Below are 18,537 nucleotides of genomic sequence, written 5' to 3' on the forward strand. Positions count from 1 at the left end.
GGTTTGCTGGCCGGAGGCGAGCGCGGGCGGCTACGGCACCTTCACCATGACGGCGGCCGGCGTGTGGACCTACACGCTCGACAACGCGAACTGCACCGTGGAGGCGCTCAATAGCTGCGACACCCTTTGCGACAGCTTCACGGTCACAACCATCGACGGCACCGCCCAGGTGGTGAAGGTCACCATCCAGGGCTCCAACGACCCGGCCGTCATCTCCGGCACCACAGCCGGATGTGTGGTCGAGGCTGGTTGTGATGATCATGGTAAGCCGGACGCGTGCGGCATGCTCACCGACACCGACGTCGACAATACGCCCAATACCTTCACGCCGGTTTGCTGGCCGGAGGCGAGCGCGGGCGGCTACGGCACCTTCACCATGACGGCGGCCGGCGTGTGGACCTACACGCTCGACAACGCGAACTGCACCGTGGAGGCGCTCAATAGCTGCGACACCCTTTGCGACAGCTTCACGGTCACAACCATCGACGGCACAGCCCAGGTGGTGAAGATCACTATTTACGGCACCAGCGACGGATTCGACTTCAAGGCGTCGGCCGCCGGTGACTCGTTCCAGTTCAACGACGAGATTTCCGGCTTTGGCGGTTCAAACGTCATCGATCCCCTTGATGTGGACTTTGCCCAAGCTGCAATCAGCCAAAGCGAAGATGCTGCAGGAATCAACGGACAGCTGGCGACGTCGGCGGGAGCACAAATGCTTGCGCAATCGCTGTCAGGAAATCCCGCTGATGACAATTTCGGTTTCGCTCTGGAGCCGTTGGCGAGCGTCACCGCTTTTCATGCGCCGCACGACCTGATGGTGTGATGGCTTCCGAAACCGTGGCGTCAAGTCGTGCCGGAGATGCCGGCGATTCCCATCGAGGCGCGAGATAAACAGTCAGCAAACACGGATCCCGTATATCGCTGCGCTGATGCAGGCTGCTTGCTGCGCGCCTTCCGAGGAAACCAGGCTTCTCCGAAAGGCGCTGCAGGACTTTTACTTGGTGGCTTTTACTTGGTGACCTTGTCGACCACCGCATCGATGCCCATGCGGATCGCGGTGCCGGTGGCGAAGGCAACCACGACGACCGGGATCCAGATGAATCCGCCCGAGACGGAGTCGAGTTCGGCAACATTCAGTTCGCGCGCTTCAGTGTTCAGCTTTGTCATATCAGTCTCTCCCGTTGTCGGTGGAAGGACTGTCCCCGCCACTCGTAAGAGATCGATAGTCCGCGGCGCGCCAGGCCGCTGTGTCGGACATCACACTCAAGTCGGTGCGTGGAACGGGTGTAGAGCACGGCCCGATCAAACCGGAATCCGTGATGCTGTCGCACCATCTTGATCCCGCGCAGGCCTTGGCCGCCAGCGAAGGGCGCAACCTGTTTTGGCGCAAACGCCACAGAATCGTGAAGCCGCTACGGATTGCGACGGCTCGGCCCGCGCATTACCTGCACAATACGGTTTGCCTGGAGCAAATGTAATGCGCGCTGTTTTGGCCTTGGGCCTTTTGATCGCCCTCTGTGCTTCTGCCAACGCCGCAAAGGTGCAGCACTCCAAATCGCCTGCGGGCCAGTCGCGCTCGGCCCAACCTGTTGCTGCCACCAAGGGCTATGCCGTTCCCGGTTGGACCGACGCACAGACGCGGTATTGGATGGACAGCTTTCACGGCGGAACGGATTGACGCCGAGCGGCACTATATTTTTTCCGGCCGGCGTTAGTGCCAAAGCTTCCACCCATGCTGCAGTCCGTAGGACGGGTGGAGCGACAAGCGTTCGCCGAACGCGCGTCGCGCCCGGGTTTTGCAAATCTCTCGCCTGATGGAGGGCGTGGGGAATGCCGGGCGCCCGCAACCCAAAAGCCGACTTGACTATCCGCGCATCACCGCATTGGCCTTCTCGGCGGCGGCGGTCATGGCAATCTTCGCCGATTTCGCTCCCGAGACGACTTCATTCACGCCGATCATGAAGGCGTCCATGATGGGTCTCGATTGCGGATGGAAAAGTATAGCCTTCGCGCGGTCGACGTCGGCATTTTGCAAGTTGGTCAGCGCCGCTGCGGCGGCCTGCGGGCCGAACGCCTTCTTGAAGCCCTCGCTCGACCAGGCCGACAGGCGTGTCGTCGCGAGCCCCGCCGCTGCGGTCTGCAGCGAGGTCGCCTTACTTGTCGCCCACATCAGAAACAGGAAAGCGGCCCGCTTGTTTCGCGATTTGGAATTGATGCACGCCTGCCAGTGCGACATGAAGGGAACGGATGCGTGCCCGGCTGCATGCGGAAAAGCTGCAAACTCAGCCTGCCTCGTCACGCGACTCTTGGCCGGGTTGGAGATGTCGGTCGCAAAGTTGCTGCTGTCGATGGCCATTGCCGTCCTTCCCTGCAGGAAGTCGTCCAATACGTGGTACCATTCATAGCTGCCGACGCCGACCGGCCCGGCCTGGCTGAGCAGCTGTCCGAACATTTCGACGGCCGCGATCGCCTCCGGGCTCGCGAACGCGGCCTTCTTGTCCTTGACCATGTGCCCACCGTAAGAGAACACGAAGCTCATGGCCGGCACGGACGAATTGCCGCCGGCCTGCGCCCGCATGGCAATCCCGGACATCTCGTTGGTCTTGAGCGTCTTGGCGCCGGCAAGCAGTTCTTCGAAAGTCTGGGGAACCGGCAGATTCTTGGCTGCCCGCGCATCGCCGTTGAGGAACAAGGTCACCGCCTCGGAGGTGATCGGGACGGCGTAACGTTCGCGGTCCGACCACAGCGGAAAGGCGCGGGCGGTCTTGAGAAGGTCGCTCTCGTCGTACCAGCCGAGATCAGTCAGCGACTTGTCGGAATAATACCCGTTCAGCGGCTCGAGCCATCCTGCCGCGATGCCCTGGCCATAGGTCGTCCACATGAAGACGTCGGGGGTGCTGCTGCCACGGTTGAGCTGTATCGGCAGTGCGCCCAGATACGCGGTCTCCAACCGGAAGTCGGTAGCGACGATGATACCGGTGAGCTTGGTGAAGTCCCACAAAAGCGGAGTGATCGCGTTCGACCAGGGATGAATTGCGCCCGCGAGCGTGATCGTCTGCCCCGCAAATTGCTTCCAATCAATCGCAGCCCTGGCATAGCTCGCGGCGGCATCCTCCGCAAAACCCCACCGCGGCAGCATGGCGAGGGCCGGCAATGTCGCCCCCGCCGCGCCCAATCCTTTGACGAAGCTCCGCCGGCTGGCCGAGCTTGGACTGCTCGGAAACTTTTCACCTGTAGCCAAGTGGTTTGGAGCCAAATGGTTTGGAGACAAGTGGTTTGGAGCCATGTGGTTGCTCCTGCCGGGGGATCTGCCTTCACAACAAGCGGTCGGGGCCTTACCCGTGACGTTCTGGCCCCTTGCGTGTAATCTGCACGGTGGAGCTTGCCGGTTCCCGTCGCATCCCGCGGACCGCGGCTATGTTTTCATTATACTAGCAATGTTCTGCGTCGGCATCAGAAAATAATCGCTCACGCGAGCATCGAAGCAGGCCAATGTCAGTCACTCTAAGCCAGTCCTCTCGGTGGTTTGCTCGTCCGCTGGCGCTGGTGGTCGCGGTTCTTCTAACTGTGGTTGTCGCGACCGGGTTTCTCGGCTTCAGATATTGGCAGGAGCGACAAGCGGCAGATCTCTTGTTCGAGCGTGGTCGCCAGGTGCTCGAGACGCTGGATCGGCTGCGGACAGTCATCGCCGACGTGGAGGCCCAAAGGCGCGGGTATCTGCTGACTCTGGACCCCTCATATCTCAAGGCCTACGGCGTCTCCGACGAAAGCGTGCGCCGCGACGCCCACGCGCTCCAGGCTCTGGTAGCGAGCGATCCATTGCAGAACCATCGTGCGGGACATCTGGCGCTGACCGTTGCAGCAAAGCTGCGCGAGATCGATGACATCGTCAATACTGCCCGAACCAGCTCCGGGCCGGCAGCGCTGGCGATGATCCGCAGCCTGGACGAGATCCGGTCGCAAATCGACCAGATGGTGGACCACGAGCGCTTCCTGCGCGTGGATCAGGAAAGGCGCGCCAAGGCACTCGAACAACGCAAGGCCTGGCTGATCGCCACGGCTGTCGTCGTTGTCGCGGTCCTGGCGGCGGCAGCGCTGGCACTCGCACGGTTCGAAGCGAGGCGCCGGCGAAAAGCGACAGAGGAGAACGTCCAGCTCCAGAGCGAAATCGAAGAGCGTGACAGGAAGATCCGGCGCCTGGTCGACGCCAACATCATCGGGATCATCATCTGGGAAGTCGACGGGCGCATTCTTGAGGCCAATGACGAGTTTCTCCGCATGGTGGGATACGACCGGGAGGATCTCACCGCGGGTCGCCTGCACCGGACATCCCTGACACCGCCGGAATGGCGCGACCGCGACGCGCGTACCGTGGCAGAGTTGAAGCGGATCGGGACGGCCCAACCGTTCGAGAAAGCGTACTTGCGGAAGGACGGAAGCCGCGTCCACGTGCTGATCGGCGGGGCGATGTTCGAAGAAGGTACAAATCAAGGTGTTGGCTTTGTCCTCGATCTGACCGAGCGCAAGCGGGCGGAAGAGGCGCTGCGGCAAAGCGAGGAGCGCTTTCGCACCCTCGTGCAATTCTCCTTCGACGTGTACTGGGAGACCGACGCGCAGCATCGCTTTACTCACCAGGAGTTCGCCGAGAACCTTGTTGACGCGCCGGCGTGGGGCGCCGAGATCGGAAAGACGCGCTGGGAGGTGCCTTACCTGGAGCCCGACGCAGAGGCCTGGCGCAAGCACCGGCAGACACTCGATGCCCACCTGCCGTTCCGTGATTTCGAACTCGCGCGCCCTGCCCCCGACGGCAGCAAGCGTTACGTATCCGTCTCGGGGCTGCCGATGTTCGACGAGTCTGGGCGCTTCGTCGGCTACCGCGGCGTCGGGCGGCACATCACCGAACGCAAGCGGGCCGAAGAGGCCTTGCGCTCCGCGCAGGCGGAGCTCACCCACGCCAATCGCGTCGCCACGATGGGGCAGCTGACGGCCTCGGTCGCCCATGAAGTCAGCCAGCCGATCGCCGCGACCGTGCTCAACGCCCAGGCAGCCTTGCGCTGGCTAGGCGCTCAGCCACCGAACCTCGGCGAGGTTCGGCAGATCCTCAGTCAGATCACGGGTGACGGCAAGCGTGCCGGCGACGTCATCGGCTGGATCCGGGCCCTCATCAAGAAAGCTCCCCCGCGGAAGGAGCGCCTGGAGATCAACCAGGCGATCCTCGAGGTCATAGCCCTGACCCGCGGCGAAGCAGTACAGAACGGCGTCTGGGTGCGGACGCAACTCGCAGATGGCTTGCCGCTCATTCAGGCGGACCGGGTCCAGCTGCAACAGGTGATCCTCAACTTGATCATCAACGCCATCGAAGCGATGAACGGCGCCAGCGAGGGGACGCGGGAGTTGCTGATTAGCACTGCCGCAGATGCCTCGAACGGCGTGCACGTCAGCTTGCGGGATACCGGTCCGGGACTGGATCCGGCGAGCCTCGAGCACCTCTTCGACGCATTCTTCACCACCAAATCCAGTGGCCTCGGCATGGGACTAAGCATCTGCCGTTCGATCATCGAAGCGCAAGGGGGACGGATTTGGGCCGACGCGAATAAACCTTGCGGCGCCGCCTTTCATTTCACCCTGCCCTTGGAACGCGAAGAGACCGCTGCTGCCGAGCACGCCGGCCCAATGCAGGCGGTATGAAATGCTGGTCCGGGGAGCGAGCCGTCCTCGGCGGCGAAAGCGCCTGCTGCGATCGCGGGCGTTAGCGGAAGCCCAACAGCCCGCTTCCCTCGTCCGCTTCCTTACCGAGATCTCATTCCGCATACCGCTGCGCTCGTGCGGGCTCGCTTACTAAGGGGATTGGGTTTCGCAAAGGGCTCCGCCCATCCTTTTCAGCGTCCGCTAATCAAGAGCCTGCGAGGCTCGACCGACCCATTCGATTGAAATCCCGCGCCGTAGAGAGATCGCCAAAATGTTTCTGTGCCCGAACTGTCGTCCAGCCATGGAATTTCATCCCGGAGCTTGTGAGAAATCGGAACGCCGGAAAGGCCGATCTGATTTAGCGGCCAATATCCGGCATCGACGATTTCAATCGTCGCTCGCACCAGCTTCAATCCGTGTCCCGCCGGGGCAACCAATTCCACATTCTTCGGGTCATTCACGTTTCGAAGCCTCACCATGGGTGGCACTGACCCGAGCGGGACCTCGCGCCGGCCCTCCAACGCGCCAATACGGCCGAGTTCTTCCACCCCGACACCCCCGCTCGTAACACCGTAGAGCACCGGCAGGACGTACTCCGGCCTCCGCTGATCCCCGCCCGGCGCGAGCAGCGCGAGCAAGGTGTCGCGCTCACCCAGATCGACCCAAACGGCCTCACCACGAACCTCCGCAACCATACTGGCGGAAGCGCCCAGGAATTGTGGATTCTTCCGGTAGGAGACCTCGCTGACGTTCGAACCGGTTTTTCGTTCGCCGTTCAACTCCACTTCAAGCGTCAAGCGATATCGTACGGTGACGCTCGGAAAGGCCGTCATCCAGAGCACGACAACGCCGGCGATCAGCAAGATCGTAATGCCCAGCCGTTTCATTCAAATAGCCCATGCGATGTGAGCGAGACTGTCTGCCCTTCCATCGCCCATACATGGCGCAGCTTCATTGACAATTCGCTTCGCCCCAAAGTTGCATTCGCCTCCGCCCGTTAACCCCGCTTCTTAAGCGCCCATCCACCATTGCCGGACGGACCCGGCGCTTAACCATTTCGATTAACATCCCCTCAATCCACTCCCGACAATTCTAACGACCGTACTGGGGAGTGATTGCCGTGGACGGCTTTTCGTTGAACGTCTTTGCCATCGAATTCATCGGGCTGATGATGGTCGCGCTCTGCCTCATCGTGCTCGCACTGCCCTCGGGGCGCCGGCCGTCGAAGCGCGCCCGCTACGAGTAATTCTTCCGGCCAGCCTGGCTTCGACCTGGCTTCGACCTGGGATCCTTGGCCGGAACCACCGTTTGCAGGGCTCGCCCCAAGCGCGTCCTGCCGCAAAGCGCACGCAGAAAGCGGTGCTGTGCCTCCTATTCCGGGCCAAAATTTGCCCAAAGACCCTTGACATACCAGCGCTTTCGGCCGAACGCCTGTCGTAAGCGTCATGGACTGTTCATGGATCTGATTACCACCACTTCCGACCTCGCGGCTGCCTGCGATCGCCTCTCCAAGCACCCGGTCATCACCGTCGACACGGAGTTCCTCCGCGAGACGACCTATTATCCCCTGCTCTGCGTCGTGCAAATGGCCAGCGCGGACGAAGCCGTCGTGATCGACACGCTGGCCGAGGGCATCGACCTCAAGCCGTTCTTCGAATTGATGGGCAATGAGGCGGTCCTGAAGGTGTTCCATGCCGCGCGGCAGGACATCGAGATCGTCTGGCATCAGTCCGGCACCATTCCGCACCCGATCTTCGACACGCAGGTGGCGGCGATGGTGCTCGGCTATGGCGACAGCATCGCCTATGACGCGCTGGTCGAGCGCATCACCGGCCACCGCCCGGACAAGACGCATCGCTTCACCGACTGGTCGCGCCGGCCCCTGACCGCAGACCAGATGCATTACGCGGTCTCCGACGTCACCCATTTGCGCGACGTGTTCGCGGCGCTGGACGCCGATTTGAAGAAGCGCGGCCGCAGCGAATGGGTCAGCGAGGAGATGGAAGTCCTGACCTCGCCAAAGACCTATGATTTCCATCCCGAGCGCGCCTGGGAGCGGCTGAAGACGCGGGTGCGCAAGCCCAAGGAATTGGCCGTGCTGATGGAAGTCGCAGCCTGGCGCGAACAGGAAGCGCAGAGCCGCGACGTGCCGCGCAGCCGCGTGATGAAGGACGACGCGGTCGGCGACATCGCCACCCATGCGCCGACCTCGCTGGAGCGTCTCGCCAATCTGCGCTCGCTGCCGAAGGGTTTCGACCGCTCCAAATGGGGCAGCGACATCGTCGCCGCCGTACAACGCGGCATCGCGCGCGATCCTGCGACCTTGCCGAAGCTCGAAAAGCCGCGCGGCAATTCGAATGGCGCTGCGATCGTCGAACTCCTGAAGGTGCTGCTGCGAATGACCTCGGAGCGTCATGCGGTGGCCAGCAAGGTGATCGCGACCGTCGACGACCTCGAGCAGATCGCGGCCGACGATCAGGCCGACGTCGCCGCACTGCATGGCTGGCGCCGCGAATTGTTCGGCGAAGCGGCGCTGTCGCTGAAGCACGGCAGGCTGGCGCTCGCGATCGAAAAAGGCCGCGTGGTCAGGGTCGATCGGGATAAGGCGGTTTAGGCGCGCGGCCTAAATAATCTTGGTTCCTACCGGGTTCACCGGCTTCGGCGGTGGCGATTGGGTTTCGAGTTTGTCGAAGCCCTGAGGCGGGATGACAACGCCGTGCCCGGCCGAGATGTTGTCGAGCTCATCGAGCGTCAATTCACGCGGGTCGCTGGCTTGCCCATGGCCGTCTTTGTTCGCCATTTCGATTTCTCCACGGTGAGCGAGAAATTGTACGCGCGAAGGCGCGTTGTTTCAATGACGCCCGCTCCATGGCTTCCCTAACCTCTAAGAGCGAGCTTCGCTCGTCTCGACCCCGCTTGCGAGGGAGAAGGAAAAATCACCACTTCAGTTCAAGGCCGAACGTGCCCTGGTGCGACTGCATCGCGGCGCGGAATTTGGCGTCGTAGTTGATGTAGAGGCGCGCGGTGTTGGTCAGGCTGAGCGAGGCCGAGGCGCCGGCATCCGCGCCGTACTGGCTTTCGCCGATGCCCTGGAAGGTCACGCTCTGGGCGCCGAGGCTCACCGTGGTGTCGGAGAAATTCTGCACGACGTTGTTGACGAACTTGCCATAGGCCGACAGGTCCAAAATCTTCTGATCGAAGATCCAGTAATGCCCGACCTCGGCACCAACAAGCACGCGGAAGCGCTGCACCGTCGCGCCCGTTGCCGTCACCGGATCGAGGCCGCCGAACTCCTGGAACGCTCCGGTCTGGGCGTGGACATATTCGACCGCGCCCTTGGGCACGATGCGGTACTGGTCCTTGGACCAGTAGTAGCTGATTTCGCTCAGCACGCCGTCGAGCATGGCGTTGTAGCCGGCAGTCGCGAAACCCAAACCGGTATCGCGGCGCGAATTGACGTTGCCAAAACCGTGCACGATCACGCTGGCCCAGGTCCACGGCCCGGCATCCACGGAGGCATTGAAGCCGAACTGGGTCAGGTCGATCCTGGCCGACTGCAACGCCAGCGGCACGTCGATGTCGGTGCGGCTCTGGTCGACGGAGAAGCCGACATTGACGCCGGTTGCGATGCGCGCGCCGATGCCGGCGACGCCGCCCCAGGTCTTGCGGGTGTCGCCGACGAAAAACCCGAGCGGACCGTTGTTGGCCGAAATGCCATAGCCCTCGAACCAGGTCCGGTAGCGCGGTGTTTCCGCAGCCTCGGAGGCGCCGCCGCCGCCGGGATTGGTCCGCATCATGCGGCTGAAGCCGCTGGTGGTGCCGAACCGTTCCAGGAAATTGCTGCCGAGGTTGGTGATGGTCGCGGTCGACGACACCGCTGAGTTGATCATCTGCGGCGTCGGGGACGGCGATGGTGTGGGCGAGGCCGTCGGTGTTGGCGTGGGGGTCGGTGTCGGCGTCAGCTGTGCCTGCGCGGAAGACACGCCGAACGCGAGCACGAACGCGATCGCCGCCAGTCGCGCCAAAGCGCGACCGCCCCCGATCCTCTCCGCTCGCGATGCGCAGCGCATCAATTTCATTCCCGAAGAAAGCGCCCGCTCGAAAACAGTGCACGACATGCCGGTCAGCAAGCCCGGATTTGCGCCCAGTTCGTGCACAGCGTCAATCGCTTACGGGCCTCACCAGGGACCGAATAGAAGCCGCTGTTGTTCGGCGGCCACAGTACCTTGCACTGGGTGGCACTGGGCGGCACTGGCCTGGTCCAAGACGGGCGAAACGGAACTAGGCGTCCCCGCCCCCACTGCCACGATATTGCGCCGGCGACGCGCCGAAGCGGCGGCGGAAGCAGCGGTGGAAATACGACACCTCGTTGAAGCCGCAGGCGAACGCGACCTCGTCGATCTTGAGGCGATCGTTGCGGTGATCGGCCAGCATCATGCGTGCCTTTTGCAGGCGCAACTCCAGGACGCGCGCGGCGAAGGAGTTGCCGGTCTCGGAAAGCAGGTCGTTGACATAGCGGCGCGATACGCCGAGAGCGCGGGCCGCCCGTTCCGACGAGAAGGCCGGATCGGAGAATCCTTTCCGGATCGTGAGGAGAACGTCTTGCAGGCGGGCAGCGCGCAGCCCGCGGTTGCGGGCAACTTCAGTCACGTCGCGGCGTGCGCCGAGCGCGAGCGCAAAGAGATCCAGAAAGGTCGTCTCGATGTGCGCATCCAATGGATTGCCGCCATCGTCGTTCGGCTCCTGGATGATGTCGAGATATCGCGCCAGATGCCGGAGCGTCGGATTGTTCAGGTCGAATTGACTGAGAATGAGATCGTCCGGATCGGCAACCAGTTCAATGAGATTTTGGCGTGCCACTGCGACGGTCGTCGATTTCAACCCGGCCTTGCTTTGACATATGCCTGCGTTGTCTGCGGTATAAAATGTTGCCCCGCCAGGCGCCATGATGCATTCACGGTTCGTCAACTCGCATCGTATCGATACCGATTCGCGGGCATGATTGAACGTGAAGGCAAAGAGTTCAGTGGTGTCGTTCGCAATGTGCCGCGGCGTTCGCGCTAACCCATTGATCGCACCGCTGCTGAACCGACTGGTCCTCACGTTTCCGTACTGGGAGAATTGATAGCGCGCCGAAAACACGGAGTCGTTGAGCCTTGAATAGTCGAACGCGCAATAGAGGTCGCTATGAAGCTCTCTCCAGAGCTTGAACCGCCCGTTGTCGTCGAGTTCAGTGGACAAATCATCGGTAGAGAAAACGACCTTATTCATACTGTTCTTGCGTCATCCATGATGTTCTTGGGTCCCACGCGGCTGGCTTCATCATAGGTCAGCGGCCAGAAGATAAAGTTCAACGCACAAACATCGCGTGAACACCGATACCGAGCGATCGCTGCGCATCGAGGCGCTCCCCTGAGGTGCCGTTAGCGCCATGCAGTTCATGTTTTCCCGTCGCCGCCGCCGCTTTCCTGTGACGCATCCGCAACATCAGATGAAATTGCCTGGCCGGTGCCATCCTGTTCATAACCAATGCCGCCGGGGATACGACGGTTTGCCCTCAGTCGAATAAGCCCTGCGGGAGACAGGAAATTTCAGGGGTATTTATGATCAAGTTTGCAACGCCTGCGATCCTCGCATTGATTGGCGCCATGGCATTGCCGATCTCGAGCGCGCTTGCCGCCGAGGACGGCGTCACCTACAGCGGCGCCGAGGTCAACAACGCGTTCGCCACCGGCGTTGGCGCGATTGCAGCGAGCGGCACCGGCAGCCTCGGAGCGCACGCCTCCGGCGCCGGTTCGATCGCCATCGGCGTCAACGCATCGAGCACCACCGGCTCGATCGCGATCGGGTCGAGCGCAAACGCCAATACCGCTGCCGGCGAAAGCGTGGCGGTCGGTACCGGTGCCAGTGCGACCGCCACCAGTGCTTCGGCCTTTGGCACGGGCGCAACCGCAAACTTCAATTATGCCGCGGCTTTCGGCACCGACGCGACGGCAGGCGCCGCCAGCGCGACGGCGGTCGGCCGCGGCGCCAATGCCGGCGGTCAGGAAAGCGCGGCGTTGGGCTACAACAGCACCGCATCCGGAACCAACAGCGTGGCCGCCGGCGCCAACAGTGCCGCATCGGGGGTCAACAGCGCGGCATTTGGCACCAGCGCCAACGCCACGGCGACCGGCGCCGTTGCGGTCGGCGTCAACGCCTCCGCCACCGCCACCAACTCCGTCGCAATCGGCGCCAATTCGACCGCCACCGCCGCCAATACGGTCTCCGTCGGCTCCGCCGGCAATGAGCGGCGCGTCACCAATGTCGCCGCCGGCGTCAGCGCGACGGACGCTGCGAATATCAGCCAGCTCAACAGCGCGACGGCGAATTTCCAGTCGCAGGCCGCGGGGCTGCAGACCCAGGCCACCGGGCTGCAGAGCCAGGTTACCGGCCTGCAAAGTCAGGTCACCGGGCTGCAAACCCAGCTCAATGGCGTGCAAAGCCAGGTCGATGCCAACCGCACCGAAGCGCGCCGCGGCATCGCAGCCAGCGCAGCACTCGCCCCCGTCGTGATGCCTTCCGCCGCAGGCAAGCTCACGGTATCGGCGACCGGCGGCGCCTATCGAGACGCCTATGGCGCGGGCCTCGGGCTTGCGTATCGCCTCAACACCCCGGCGCCGACCGTGCTGTTCGGCAGCTATTCGAACGGCGGCGGCACCGAACATATCGGCCGTGTCGGCATGGCCGCTGAATTCTGAGCAGCGATATTCAGCGATGCGGCGAAGTCGACGAACGCAGGGCCGGCGGCGCGCCCTGTCCACATGGCGCGTGTGTGCGGCAAGCCTTGCGCTGTCGCCGCCGCTTGCGCACGCCCAGCCGGTGGATTGGAGCAAGATGCCGACCATGCAGATCGAGCGGCAATTCGGAGGGCCGTTGAAAGATACCGTCATCCAGCGATTGCGCGATCCAGTCGACGGCACGATCTGCATGGTCTATCTGCCGATCAATGCGCCACATTCGCCGCAGCAGACCAGCGGTTACGTGCAATATGGTTCGACCACGATCGGCTCGATCAGTTGTTTTGCAGGCCCCGCACCTGCGCCGCCCCTAGCCGCCGCCCGGCCCAAACCAGCGCCGGCACAGCGCGCCAGCGTGCCCCCGCCAGAGCCCCCGGCGCCGCTTGACCAGCGCTGGCCGCCCGCCGCAGCGCCTGCCCGTTAGCCAGCCGCCCGCGCCGCGCTGAATCGTCGTGGCTCGATGCGGTATCCCGCAGCGGGCCACAAGCGCCGCATCACACCGCGGGCCAGATCAGGGTTCCGTCCGGCGCGGCCTGTCCCGAAATCCTGCAGATGTCGCCTTCGAGGCGGACCTTGCCGCTGGCGAGCAGCCGCAGCGCTTCGGGATAGATGCGGTGCTCGATGCCGAGGATGCGCTGAGCCAGCGTCGTGGCGGTGTCGCCATCGGCCACCGCGACCGCGCCCTGCATCACAATCGGCCCCGCGTCGGTTTCCGGGATCACGAAATGCACGGTGGCGCCTGAAATCTTCACGCCGGTCGTCAGCGCCTGGCCGTGCGGATCGAGGCCCGGAAAGGACGGCAGCAGCGAGGGATGGATGTTGAGCATCTTGCCGTACCAGCGTTTGACGAATTCGGCGGTGAACAGCCGCATGAATCCGCCAAGGCAAATCAGCTCGACATTCTTTTCATCGAGCGCCCGCTGCAGCACCGCTTCGAAGGCTGCGCGGTCCTTGCCGAACGGCTTGCTCTCGATCACGGTCGTGGGAATGCCGCTCGCAGCAGCCTTTTCCAGGCCACCGGCATCGGCGCGGTTGGAAATCACGGTGACGATTTCCGCCGGGAAATCCGGTGCTTTGGCCGCGTCGATCAGCGCGGCCATGTTCGATCCACGCCCGGAGATCAGAATGGCGACGCGGCGCTTCACGGCGTCACCGCGACAGGTCCAGATGACCGTTATAGACCACGCGATGCTCGCCTTCCGCCGCGATCACTTCACCGAGCAGGGCGACAGTCTCGCCGCCCTCGGTGAGGATTTCGGTGACCCTGTCGATCGCTTCCGGCTTGACGATCGCGATCATGCCGATGCCGCAGTTGAAGGTGCGCAACAATTCGAGCTCGGCGATGCCGCCCTGCTCGGCCAGCCATTTGAAGACAGGCAATACCGGCAGCCGCGCCAGATCGATGCCGACCCCGAGATGCTTCGGCAGCACGCGCGGAATGTTGTCGGTGAAGCCGCCGCCGGTGATGTGGGCGAGGCCTTTGATGGCGCCGGTTTCGCGGATCGCGCGCAGGCACGATTTCACATAGAGCCGCGTCGGCGCCAGCAGCGCGCCGCCGAGCGTCATGACGGGCGAGAACGGTGCCGGGGCGTCAAAGCCGAGGCCGGTGTTTTCAACGATTTTCCGAACCAGCGAGAAGCCATTGGAATGCACGCCCGAGGAGGCAAGACCGATCACGGCGTCGCCGATCGCAATGTCTGAACTCGGCAGCAGCGTGCCGCGCTCGGCAGCCCCCACAGCAAAGCCCGCGAGGTCGTAATCGCCGTCCTTGTAGAGGCCAGGCATTTCCGCGGTCTCGCCGCCGATCAGGGCGCAGCCGGACTCCCTGCAGCCCTCGGCAATGCCGGCCACGATGGCAGCCGCAGCTTCCGGATCGAGCTTGCCGCAGGCGAAATAGTCGAGGAAGAACAGCGGCTCGGCGCCCTGCACCACGAGGTCATTGACCGACATCGCCACCAGGTCGATGCCGATTCCGCCGTGCAGGCCGGTCTCGATCGCGATCTTGACCTTGGTGCCGACGCCGTCGGTCGCGGCCACCAGCACCGGGTCCGTGAAGCCGGCTGCCTTGAGGTCGAACAGCCCGCCAAAGCCGCCGATCTCGGCGTCGGCGCCGGCGCGGGCGGTGGCACGCACCATCGGCTTGATGAGATCGACGAGGCGATTGCCCGCATCGATATCGACGCCCGAATCGGCGTAAGTGAGCCCGTTTTTGCGGTCGATCATGCTCAATTCCCGTCAGAAGACGGCTGGTTACGAGGATTTCGGCGATCCTGCAATGGCTCGCAAGCGCGGGGTCGATATACTATGTAGATAACAACCGGCCCGCCCCGCAAAGGGCCGGATCTGTTACGCAATTAGGCCGGTAGCCGGGAAGCGACCGAGTTGAATATTCCGAATATCATTACACTGGGTCGCATCATCCTGGTGCCCATTATCGTCTGGGCGATCGCCTCGAGGCAGATGGAGATCGCGTTCGCTATCTTCGTGATTGCCGGTGTCAGCGACGCCGTCGACGGTTTCCTCGCCAAGCGCTTCAATATGACCAGCGAGCTTGGCGCCCTGCTCGATCCCCTCGCCGACAAGGCGCTTTTGGTCTCGATCTACGTCTCGCTCGGAATCTGGGGCGCGGTGCCGCTGTGGATCGTGATCCTGGTGGTGTCGCGCGACATCATGATCGTCACCGCCGTGATTGTGTCATGGTTGTTCGACAAGCCTATCCCGATGAAACCCTTGATGGTCTCGAAGCTCAACACGGTGGCGCAGGTGGCGTTCGCCGCCCTGGTGCTGGCGTCGCTCGGCTTCAACTTCAAGCCGACGCCATACGACCTGATCCTGATGGGCTTTGTTACGGTCTTTACTTTGGTTTCCGTCTCCCTCTATCTCGTGGAGTGGGTGCGGCACATGAGTACGATCGAGGCCAAATAGGCGTTTTGTTTGAAGCGTTTTGTTTGACGCGTCCTCACGCGAACCGGTACCCACTTCGCTTGAAAACGCCATGGTTCCGGAGACTTGCGTGGCAGTTCGCGTTCAACCCCGTCAGCTTGCCTTTGCGCTGCCGCATGCAGAAAGCCTGACCCGCGACAATTTTCTGGAAGGGCCAGCCAATGAGGCGGGCCTGGCGCTGATCGAAAGCTGGCCCGACTGGCCCAACCGCATCATGCTGCTGGTAGGCCCGGAAGGCTCCGGCAAGAGCCATCTCGCCGCGATCTGGGCCGAGCAAGCCGGCGCCCGCTCGATATCCGCACACGCTTTGACGCCCACCGCCGTACCCGGCGCGCTTGCGACGGGGGCGCTGGTGGTCGAGGACCTGAAACCGGGGGATTTCGACGAGCGTGCGATGTTCCACCTGATGAATCTGGGGCGGGAAGACGAAGCCTTCATTCTGATGACGGCGCGGATGGCGCCATCGGCGTTCGAGGTCGAGCTGCGCGATCTGCGGTCGCGGCTACGCGCGGTGCCGACGGTGCCGCTATTGCCGCCCGACGATCTGTTGTTCCGCAGCCTGATCGTCAAATTCTGCGCCGACCGGCAGCTGAGCATCGACGAGACTGTCGTGAGCTATCTCGCCAGCCGGATCGAGCGATCCTATGCGGCTGCGCGCCAGGCCATCGACCTGCTGGATAGCGAGGCGCTGCGGCTCGGCCGGCCGGTGACCCGGGCGCTGGCAGCCGAATTGCTGCGCAACGCCTGACGGGCGCTGCTGCCGCTGCGCGCCATGTCACGCCCCCGCCGCCTTGACGGCGGCGGCGGGCGGAACATCAATGTCATCGAAACGTCATCCAACTATCACATGGTGCGCACGGCATCCGCCTAAACTGGCGCTGCGCTCCAACTGAGATGGACCGAAACTTCATGGACTCGGCACAAGCTATTGAAATAACAGAAAAAGACGCAGTTGCCGAAGCGCCACTGGCCATCGCCACCAGCCCGGAGCGGTTCATCAATCGCGAGCTGTCCTGGCTGCACTTCAATCGCCGCGTGCTCGAGGAAGCGGTCAATCCCGGCCACCCCACGCTGGAGCGGGTCCGGTTCCTGTCGATTTCAGCCAATAACCTTGATGAATTCTTCATGGTCCGTGTCGCCGGTATCAAGGCGCAGGTCCGTGAAGGTATCGCCGAACGCAGCCCCGACGGCCTGACCCCGTCCGAGCAGCTCGTCGCCATCAACAAGACGGTTTCGGAACTCGCCTCGGATCAGCAGGCGATCTGGAGCGACCTGCGCACCATTCTGTCCAAGACCGGGATCATTCTGGTCGATGGCCATGACGTCACCAAGGCCGAGCGGAGCTGGATCGAGGATCACTTCCTCCATAACATCTTCCCGCTGCTGACGCCGCTCGCCATCGATCCGGCGCACCCTTTCCCGTTCATCCCGAGCCTTGGTTTCACGATCGCGCTGCATTTGTCGCGGGTCGCCGACGGCAAGCCGATGAACGCGCTGATCCGCATGCCCGGCAAGATCGACCGCTTCATCCGCATGCCCGCGGGCAAGGACGGCGCGGTACGCCTGATCACCCTGGAACAGGCCACCGGCCTGTTCATCGGCCGCCTGTTCCCCGGCTATACCGTCAAGGGCCAGGGCGCCTTCCGCATCATCCGCGATTCCGAACTGGAAATCGAGGAAGAGGCCGAGGATCTGGTCCGCCTGTTCGAGACCGCGCTGAAGCGGCGGCGGCGCGGATCGGTGATCCGGCTCGAGATCGAAGCCAAGATGCCGGAGGAGCTTCGCGCCTTCGTGCAGCAAGCGCTGTCCACCGCCGACGACGAGATTTTCCTGGTCGACGGCGTGCTGGCGATGAACGAGCTGTCGCAGCTGACGCGGCTCGACCGGCCCGACCTCGAATTCGTGCCCTATGTGCCGCGCCATCCCGAGCGCGTGCGCGACCATGGCGGCGATATCTTCGCTGCGATCCGGCAGAAGGATCTGGTGGTCCATCACCCCTACGAATCCTTCGACGTCGTCGTGCAGTTCCTGCAACAGGCCGCCCGCGACCCCGACGTGGTCGCCATCAAGCAGACGCTCTACCGCACCTCGAATAACTCGCCGATCGTGCGCGCGCTGGCCGAAGCCGCCGAAGCCGGCAAGTCGGTGACCGCCTTGATCGAGCTGAAGGCGCGGTTCGACGAGGAAGCCAATATCCGCTGGGCGCGCGACCTCGAACGCGCCGGCGTGCAGGTGGTGTACGGGTTCATCGAACTGAAGACCCACGCCAAATTGTCGATGGTGGTGCGCCGCGAGGGCGGCAACCTCACCACCTATGTCCACACCGGCACCGGCAATTATCACCCGGTCACCGCGCGCATCTATACCGACCTGTCCTACTTCACCTCGGACCCGATCATCGGGCGCGATGCGGCTCGGGTATTCAACTACATCACCGGCTACGCCGAACCCAGCGACATCGAGCGCATGGCGGTGTCGCCGCTGACGCTGCGCAACCGCATCATCGAACACATCAAGGGTGAATCCAATTACGCCCGCCACGGCAAGCCCGGCGCGATCTGGATGAAGATGAACTCGCTGGTCGACCCCGACATCATCGATGCGCTGTATGAGGCCTCGCAGGCCGGCGTCGCGATCGAGCTCGTGGTGCGCGGCATCTGCTGCCTGCGGCCCGGGCTGCCCGGACTTTCCGAGAACATCCGCGTCAAATCCATCATCGGCCGGTTCCTCGAACACGGCCGAATCTACTGCTTTGGCATGGGTCAAGGCCTGCCGAGCACAAAAGCTGCTGTGTATATCTCGTCCGCCGACATGATGCCGCGGAACCTGGACCGCCGCGTCGAGGTGCTCTGTCCGCTGCAAAATCCCACGGTTCATCAGCAGGTTCTCGAACAGATCATGGTCGCGAACCTGAAGGATACCGAGCAAAGCTGGCAATTGTTGCCGGACGGGTCTTCAACGCGTATGAAGGCCGCGAAAGGCGAAGAGCCGTTCAATCTGCACAACTACTTCATGACGAATCCGAGTCTGTCAGGCCGTGGAAAGTCTCTCAAGGAATCTTCGCCGCGCCGCCTCACGCGCCGTAATGAGCGTCAGCATTCGTCCTAGCGGGTTACGTCATATGGGG

19 protein-coding genes are annotated in these 18,537 nt (G+C 63.1%); 10 read left to right on the forward strand and 9 right to left on the reverse strand.

The features are described 5' to 3' along the window. Positions 1 to 823: VCBS domain-containing protein (locus tag JQ600_RS04990; protein WP_212489727.1), on the forward strand; the 823-nt coding region annotated here is incomplete at its 5' end. 185 nt (positions 824 to 1,008) lie between these two features. On the opposite strand, the gene JQ600_RS04995 is transcribed toward JQ600_RS04990, so the two are convergent. After that, positions 1,009 to 1,167 carry a hypothetical protein gene (locus JQ600_RS04995; RefSeq protein ID WP_212388516.1) on the reverse strand — a complete coding sequence of 53 codons (159 nt, stop codon included), beginning with the start codon at positions 1,165 to 1,167 and terminating at the stop codon, positions 1,009 to 1,011. 80 nt (positions 1,168 to 1,247) lie between these two features. Between JQ600_RS04995 and JQ600_RS05000 the strand changes: the two genes are divergently transcribed. After that, positions 1,248 to 1,478, forward strand: a complete 231-nt coding sequence (locus JQ600_RS05000; RefSeq protein ID WP_212388518.1) for a hypothetical protein — start codon at positions 1,248 to 1,250, stop codon at positions 1,476 to 1,478. Between the two features lie 386 nt (positions 1,479 to 1,864). Here JQ600_RS05000 and JQ600_RS05005 read toward each other — a convergent pair whose 3' ends face one another. Beyond that, on the reverse strand, positions 1,865 to 3,154 hold the full coding sequence (locus tag JQ600_RS05005) for an ABC transporter substrate-binding protein (protein WP_249135714.1): 1,290 nt from the start codon (positions 3,152 to 3,154) through the stop codon (positions 1,865 to 1,867). 338 nt (positions 3,155 to 3,492) lie between these two features. Between JQ600_RS05005 and JQ600_RS05010 the strand changes: the two genes are divergently transcribed. Then, positions 3,493 to 5,688, forward strand: a complete 2,196-nt coding sequence (locus JQ600_RS05010) for a PAS domain S-box protein (RefSeq protein WP_212388520.1) — start codon at positions 3,493 to 3,495, stop codon at positions 5,686 to 5,688. A gap of 191 nt (positions 5,689 to 5,879) precedes the next feature. On the opposite strand, the gene JQ600_RS05015 is transcribed toward JQ600_RS05010, so the two are convergent. Beyond that, positions 5,880 to 6,575 (reverse strand): hypothetical protein, encoded by a 696-nt coding sequence (locus JQ600_RS05015; RefSeq protein ID WP_212388522.1) that lies wholly within the window; start codon positions 6,573 to 6,575, stop codon positions 5,880 to 5,882. A 233-nt stretch (positions 6,576 to 6,808) separates the two neighbouring features. Here JQ600_RS05015 and JQ600_RS37200 point away from each other — a divergent pair, with 233 nt between their 5' ends. Continuing rightward, positions 6,809 to 6,934 carry a hypothetical protein gene (locus tag JQ600_RS37200; RefSeq protein ID WP_283813420.1) on the forward strand — a complete coding sequence of 42 codons (126 nt, stop codon included), beginning with the start codon at positions 6,809 to 6,811 and terminating at the stop codon, positions 6,932 to 6,934. A gap of 210 nt (positions 6,935 to 7,144) precedes the next feature. Continuing rightward, on the forward strand, positions 7,145 to 8,302 hold the full coding sequence (gene rnd, locus JQ600_RS05020; RefSeq protein ID WP_212264769.1) for a ribonuclease D: 1,158 nt from the start codon (positions 7,145 to 7,147) through the stop codon (positions 8,300 to 8,302). A gap of 9 nt (positions 8,303 to 8,311) precedes the next feature. Here the strand turns inward: rnd and JQ600_RS05025 are convergent, their stop codons facing one another. From JQ600_RS05025 to JQ600_RS05040, 4 genes are all read right to left on the reverse strand, one after another. Next, positions 8,312 to 8,488 carry a hypothetical protein gene (locus tag JQ600_RS05025; protein WP_212264770.1) on the reverse strand — a complete coding sequence of 59 codons (177 nt, stop codon included), beginning with the start codon at positions 8,486 to 8,488 and terminating at the stop codon, positions 8,312 to 8,314. A gap of 136 nt (positions 8,489 to 8,624) precedes the next feature. Then, the gene (locus tag JQ600_RS05030; RefSeq protein ID WP_212388524.1) at positions 8,625 to 9,758 is read right to left on the reverse strand and encodes an autotransporter outer membrane beta-barrel domain-containing protein; all 1,134 of its coding nucleotides are present in this window, start codon (positions 9,756 to 9,758) and stop codon (positions 8,625 to 8,627) included. A gap of 211 nt (positions 9,759 to 9,969) precedes the next feature. After that, a complete protein-coding gene (locus JQ600_RS05035) occupies positions 9,970 to 10,959 on the reverse strand; it encodes an AraC family transcriptional regulator (protein WP_212388527.1) in 990 nt (329 codons plus the stop codon). Between the two features lie 79 nt (positions 10,960 to 11,038). Continuing rightward, positions 11,039 to 11,212: a hypothetical protein gene (locus tag JQ600_RS05040; RefSeq protein ID WP_212388530.1), complete on the reverse strand. Its 174-nt coding sequence runs from the start codon at positions 11,210 to 11,212 to the stop codon at positions 11,039 to 11,041. Between the two features lie 79 nt (positions 11,213 to 11,291). Between JQ600_RS05040 and JQ600_RS05045 the strand changes: the two genes are divergently transcribed. Together JQ600_RS05045 and JQ600_RS05050 are read left to right on the forward strand one after the other, a co-directional pair. Continuing rightward, positions 11,292 to 12,428 carry a DUF1720 domain-containing protein gene (locus tag JQ600_RS05045; RefSeq protein WP_212489728.1) on the forward strand — a complete coding sequence of 379 codons (1,137 nt, stop codon included), beginning with the start codon at positions 11,292 to 11,294 and terminating at the stop codon, positions 12,426 to 12,428. A gap of 136 nt (positions 12,429 to 12,564) precedes the next feature. Continuing rightward, positions 12,565 to 12,891: a hypothetical protein gene (locus tag JQ600_RS05050; protein WP_212264774.1), complete on the forward strand. Its 327-nt coding sequence runs from the start codon at positions 12,565 to 12,567 to the stop codon at positions 12,889 to 12,891. A 70-nt stretch (positions 12,892 to 12,961) separates the two neighbouring features. On the opposite strand, the gene purN is transcribed toward JQ600_RS05050, so the two are convergent. Next, positions 12,962 to 13,612, reverse strand: coding sequence for a phosphoribosylglycinamide formyltransferase (gene purN / locus JQ600_RS05055; RefSeq protein ID WP_212489729.1), 651 nt, complete (start codon positions 13,610 to 13,612; stop codon positions 12,962 to 12,964). A 4-nt stretch (positions 13,613 to 13,616) separates the two neighbouring features. Next, positions 13,617 to 14,690: a phosphoribosylformylglycinamidine cyclo-ligase gene (gene purM / locus JQ600_RS05060; RefSeq protein WP_212388539.1), complete on the reverse strand. Its 1,074-nt coding sequence runs from the start codon at positions 14,688 to 14,690 to the stop codon at positions 13,617 to 13,619. A gap of 159 nt (positions 14,691 to 14,849) precedes the next feature. Here purM and JQ600_RS05065 point away from each other — a divergent pair, with 159 nt between their 5' ends. The 3 genes from JQ600_RS05065 to JQ600_RS05075 all read left to right on the forward strand — a co-directional run bounded on the left by JQ600_RS05065 (position 14,850) and on the right by JQ600_RS05075 (position 18,518). Further along, the gene (locus JQ600_RS05065; protein ID WP_192740702.1) at positions 14,850 to 15,392 is read left to right on the forward strand and encodes a CDP-alcohol phosphatidyltransferase family protein; all 543 of its coding nucleotides are present in this window, start codon (positions 14,850 to 14,852) and stop codon (positions 15,390 to 15,392) included. An 88-nt stretch (positions 15,393 to 15,480) separates the two neighbouring features. Beyond that, positions 15,481 to 16,158, forward strand: a complete 678-nt coding sequence (locus tag JQ600_RS05070) for a chromosomal replication initiator DnaA (RefSeq protein ID WP_212388542.1) — start codon at positions 15,481 to 15,483, stop codon at positions 16,156 to 16,158. Positions 16,159 to 16,319: 161 nt separating this feature from the next. Then, complete coding sequence (locus JQ600_RS05075) at positions 16,320 to 18,518, forward strand: RNA degradosome polyphosphate kinase (RefSeq protein ID WP_212464422.1); 2,199 nt, start codon at positions 16,320 to 16,322, stop codon at positions 18,516 to 18,518. Positions 18,519 to 18,537 lie beyond the last annotated feature (19 nt).

Source organism: Bradyrhizobium sp. AUGA SZCCT0176, assembly GCF_018130145.1.
In the GTDB taxonomy this organism is placed as follows: Bacteria; Pseudomonadota; Alphaproteobacteria; order Rhizobiales; family Xanthobacteraceae; genus Bradyrhizobium.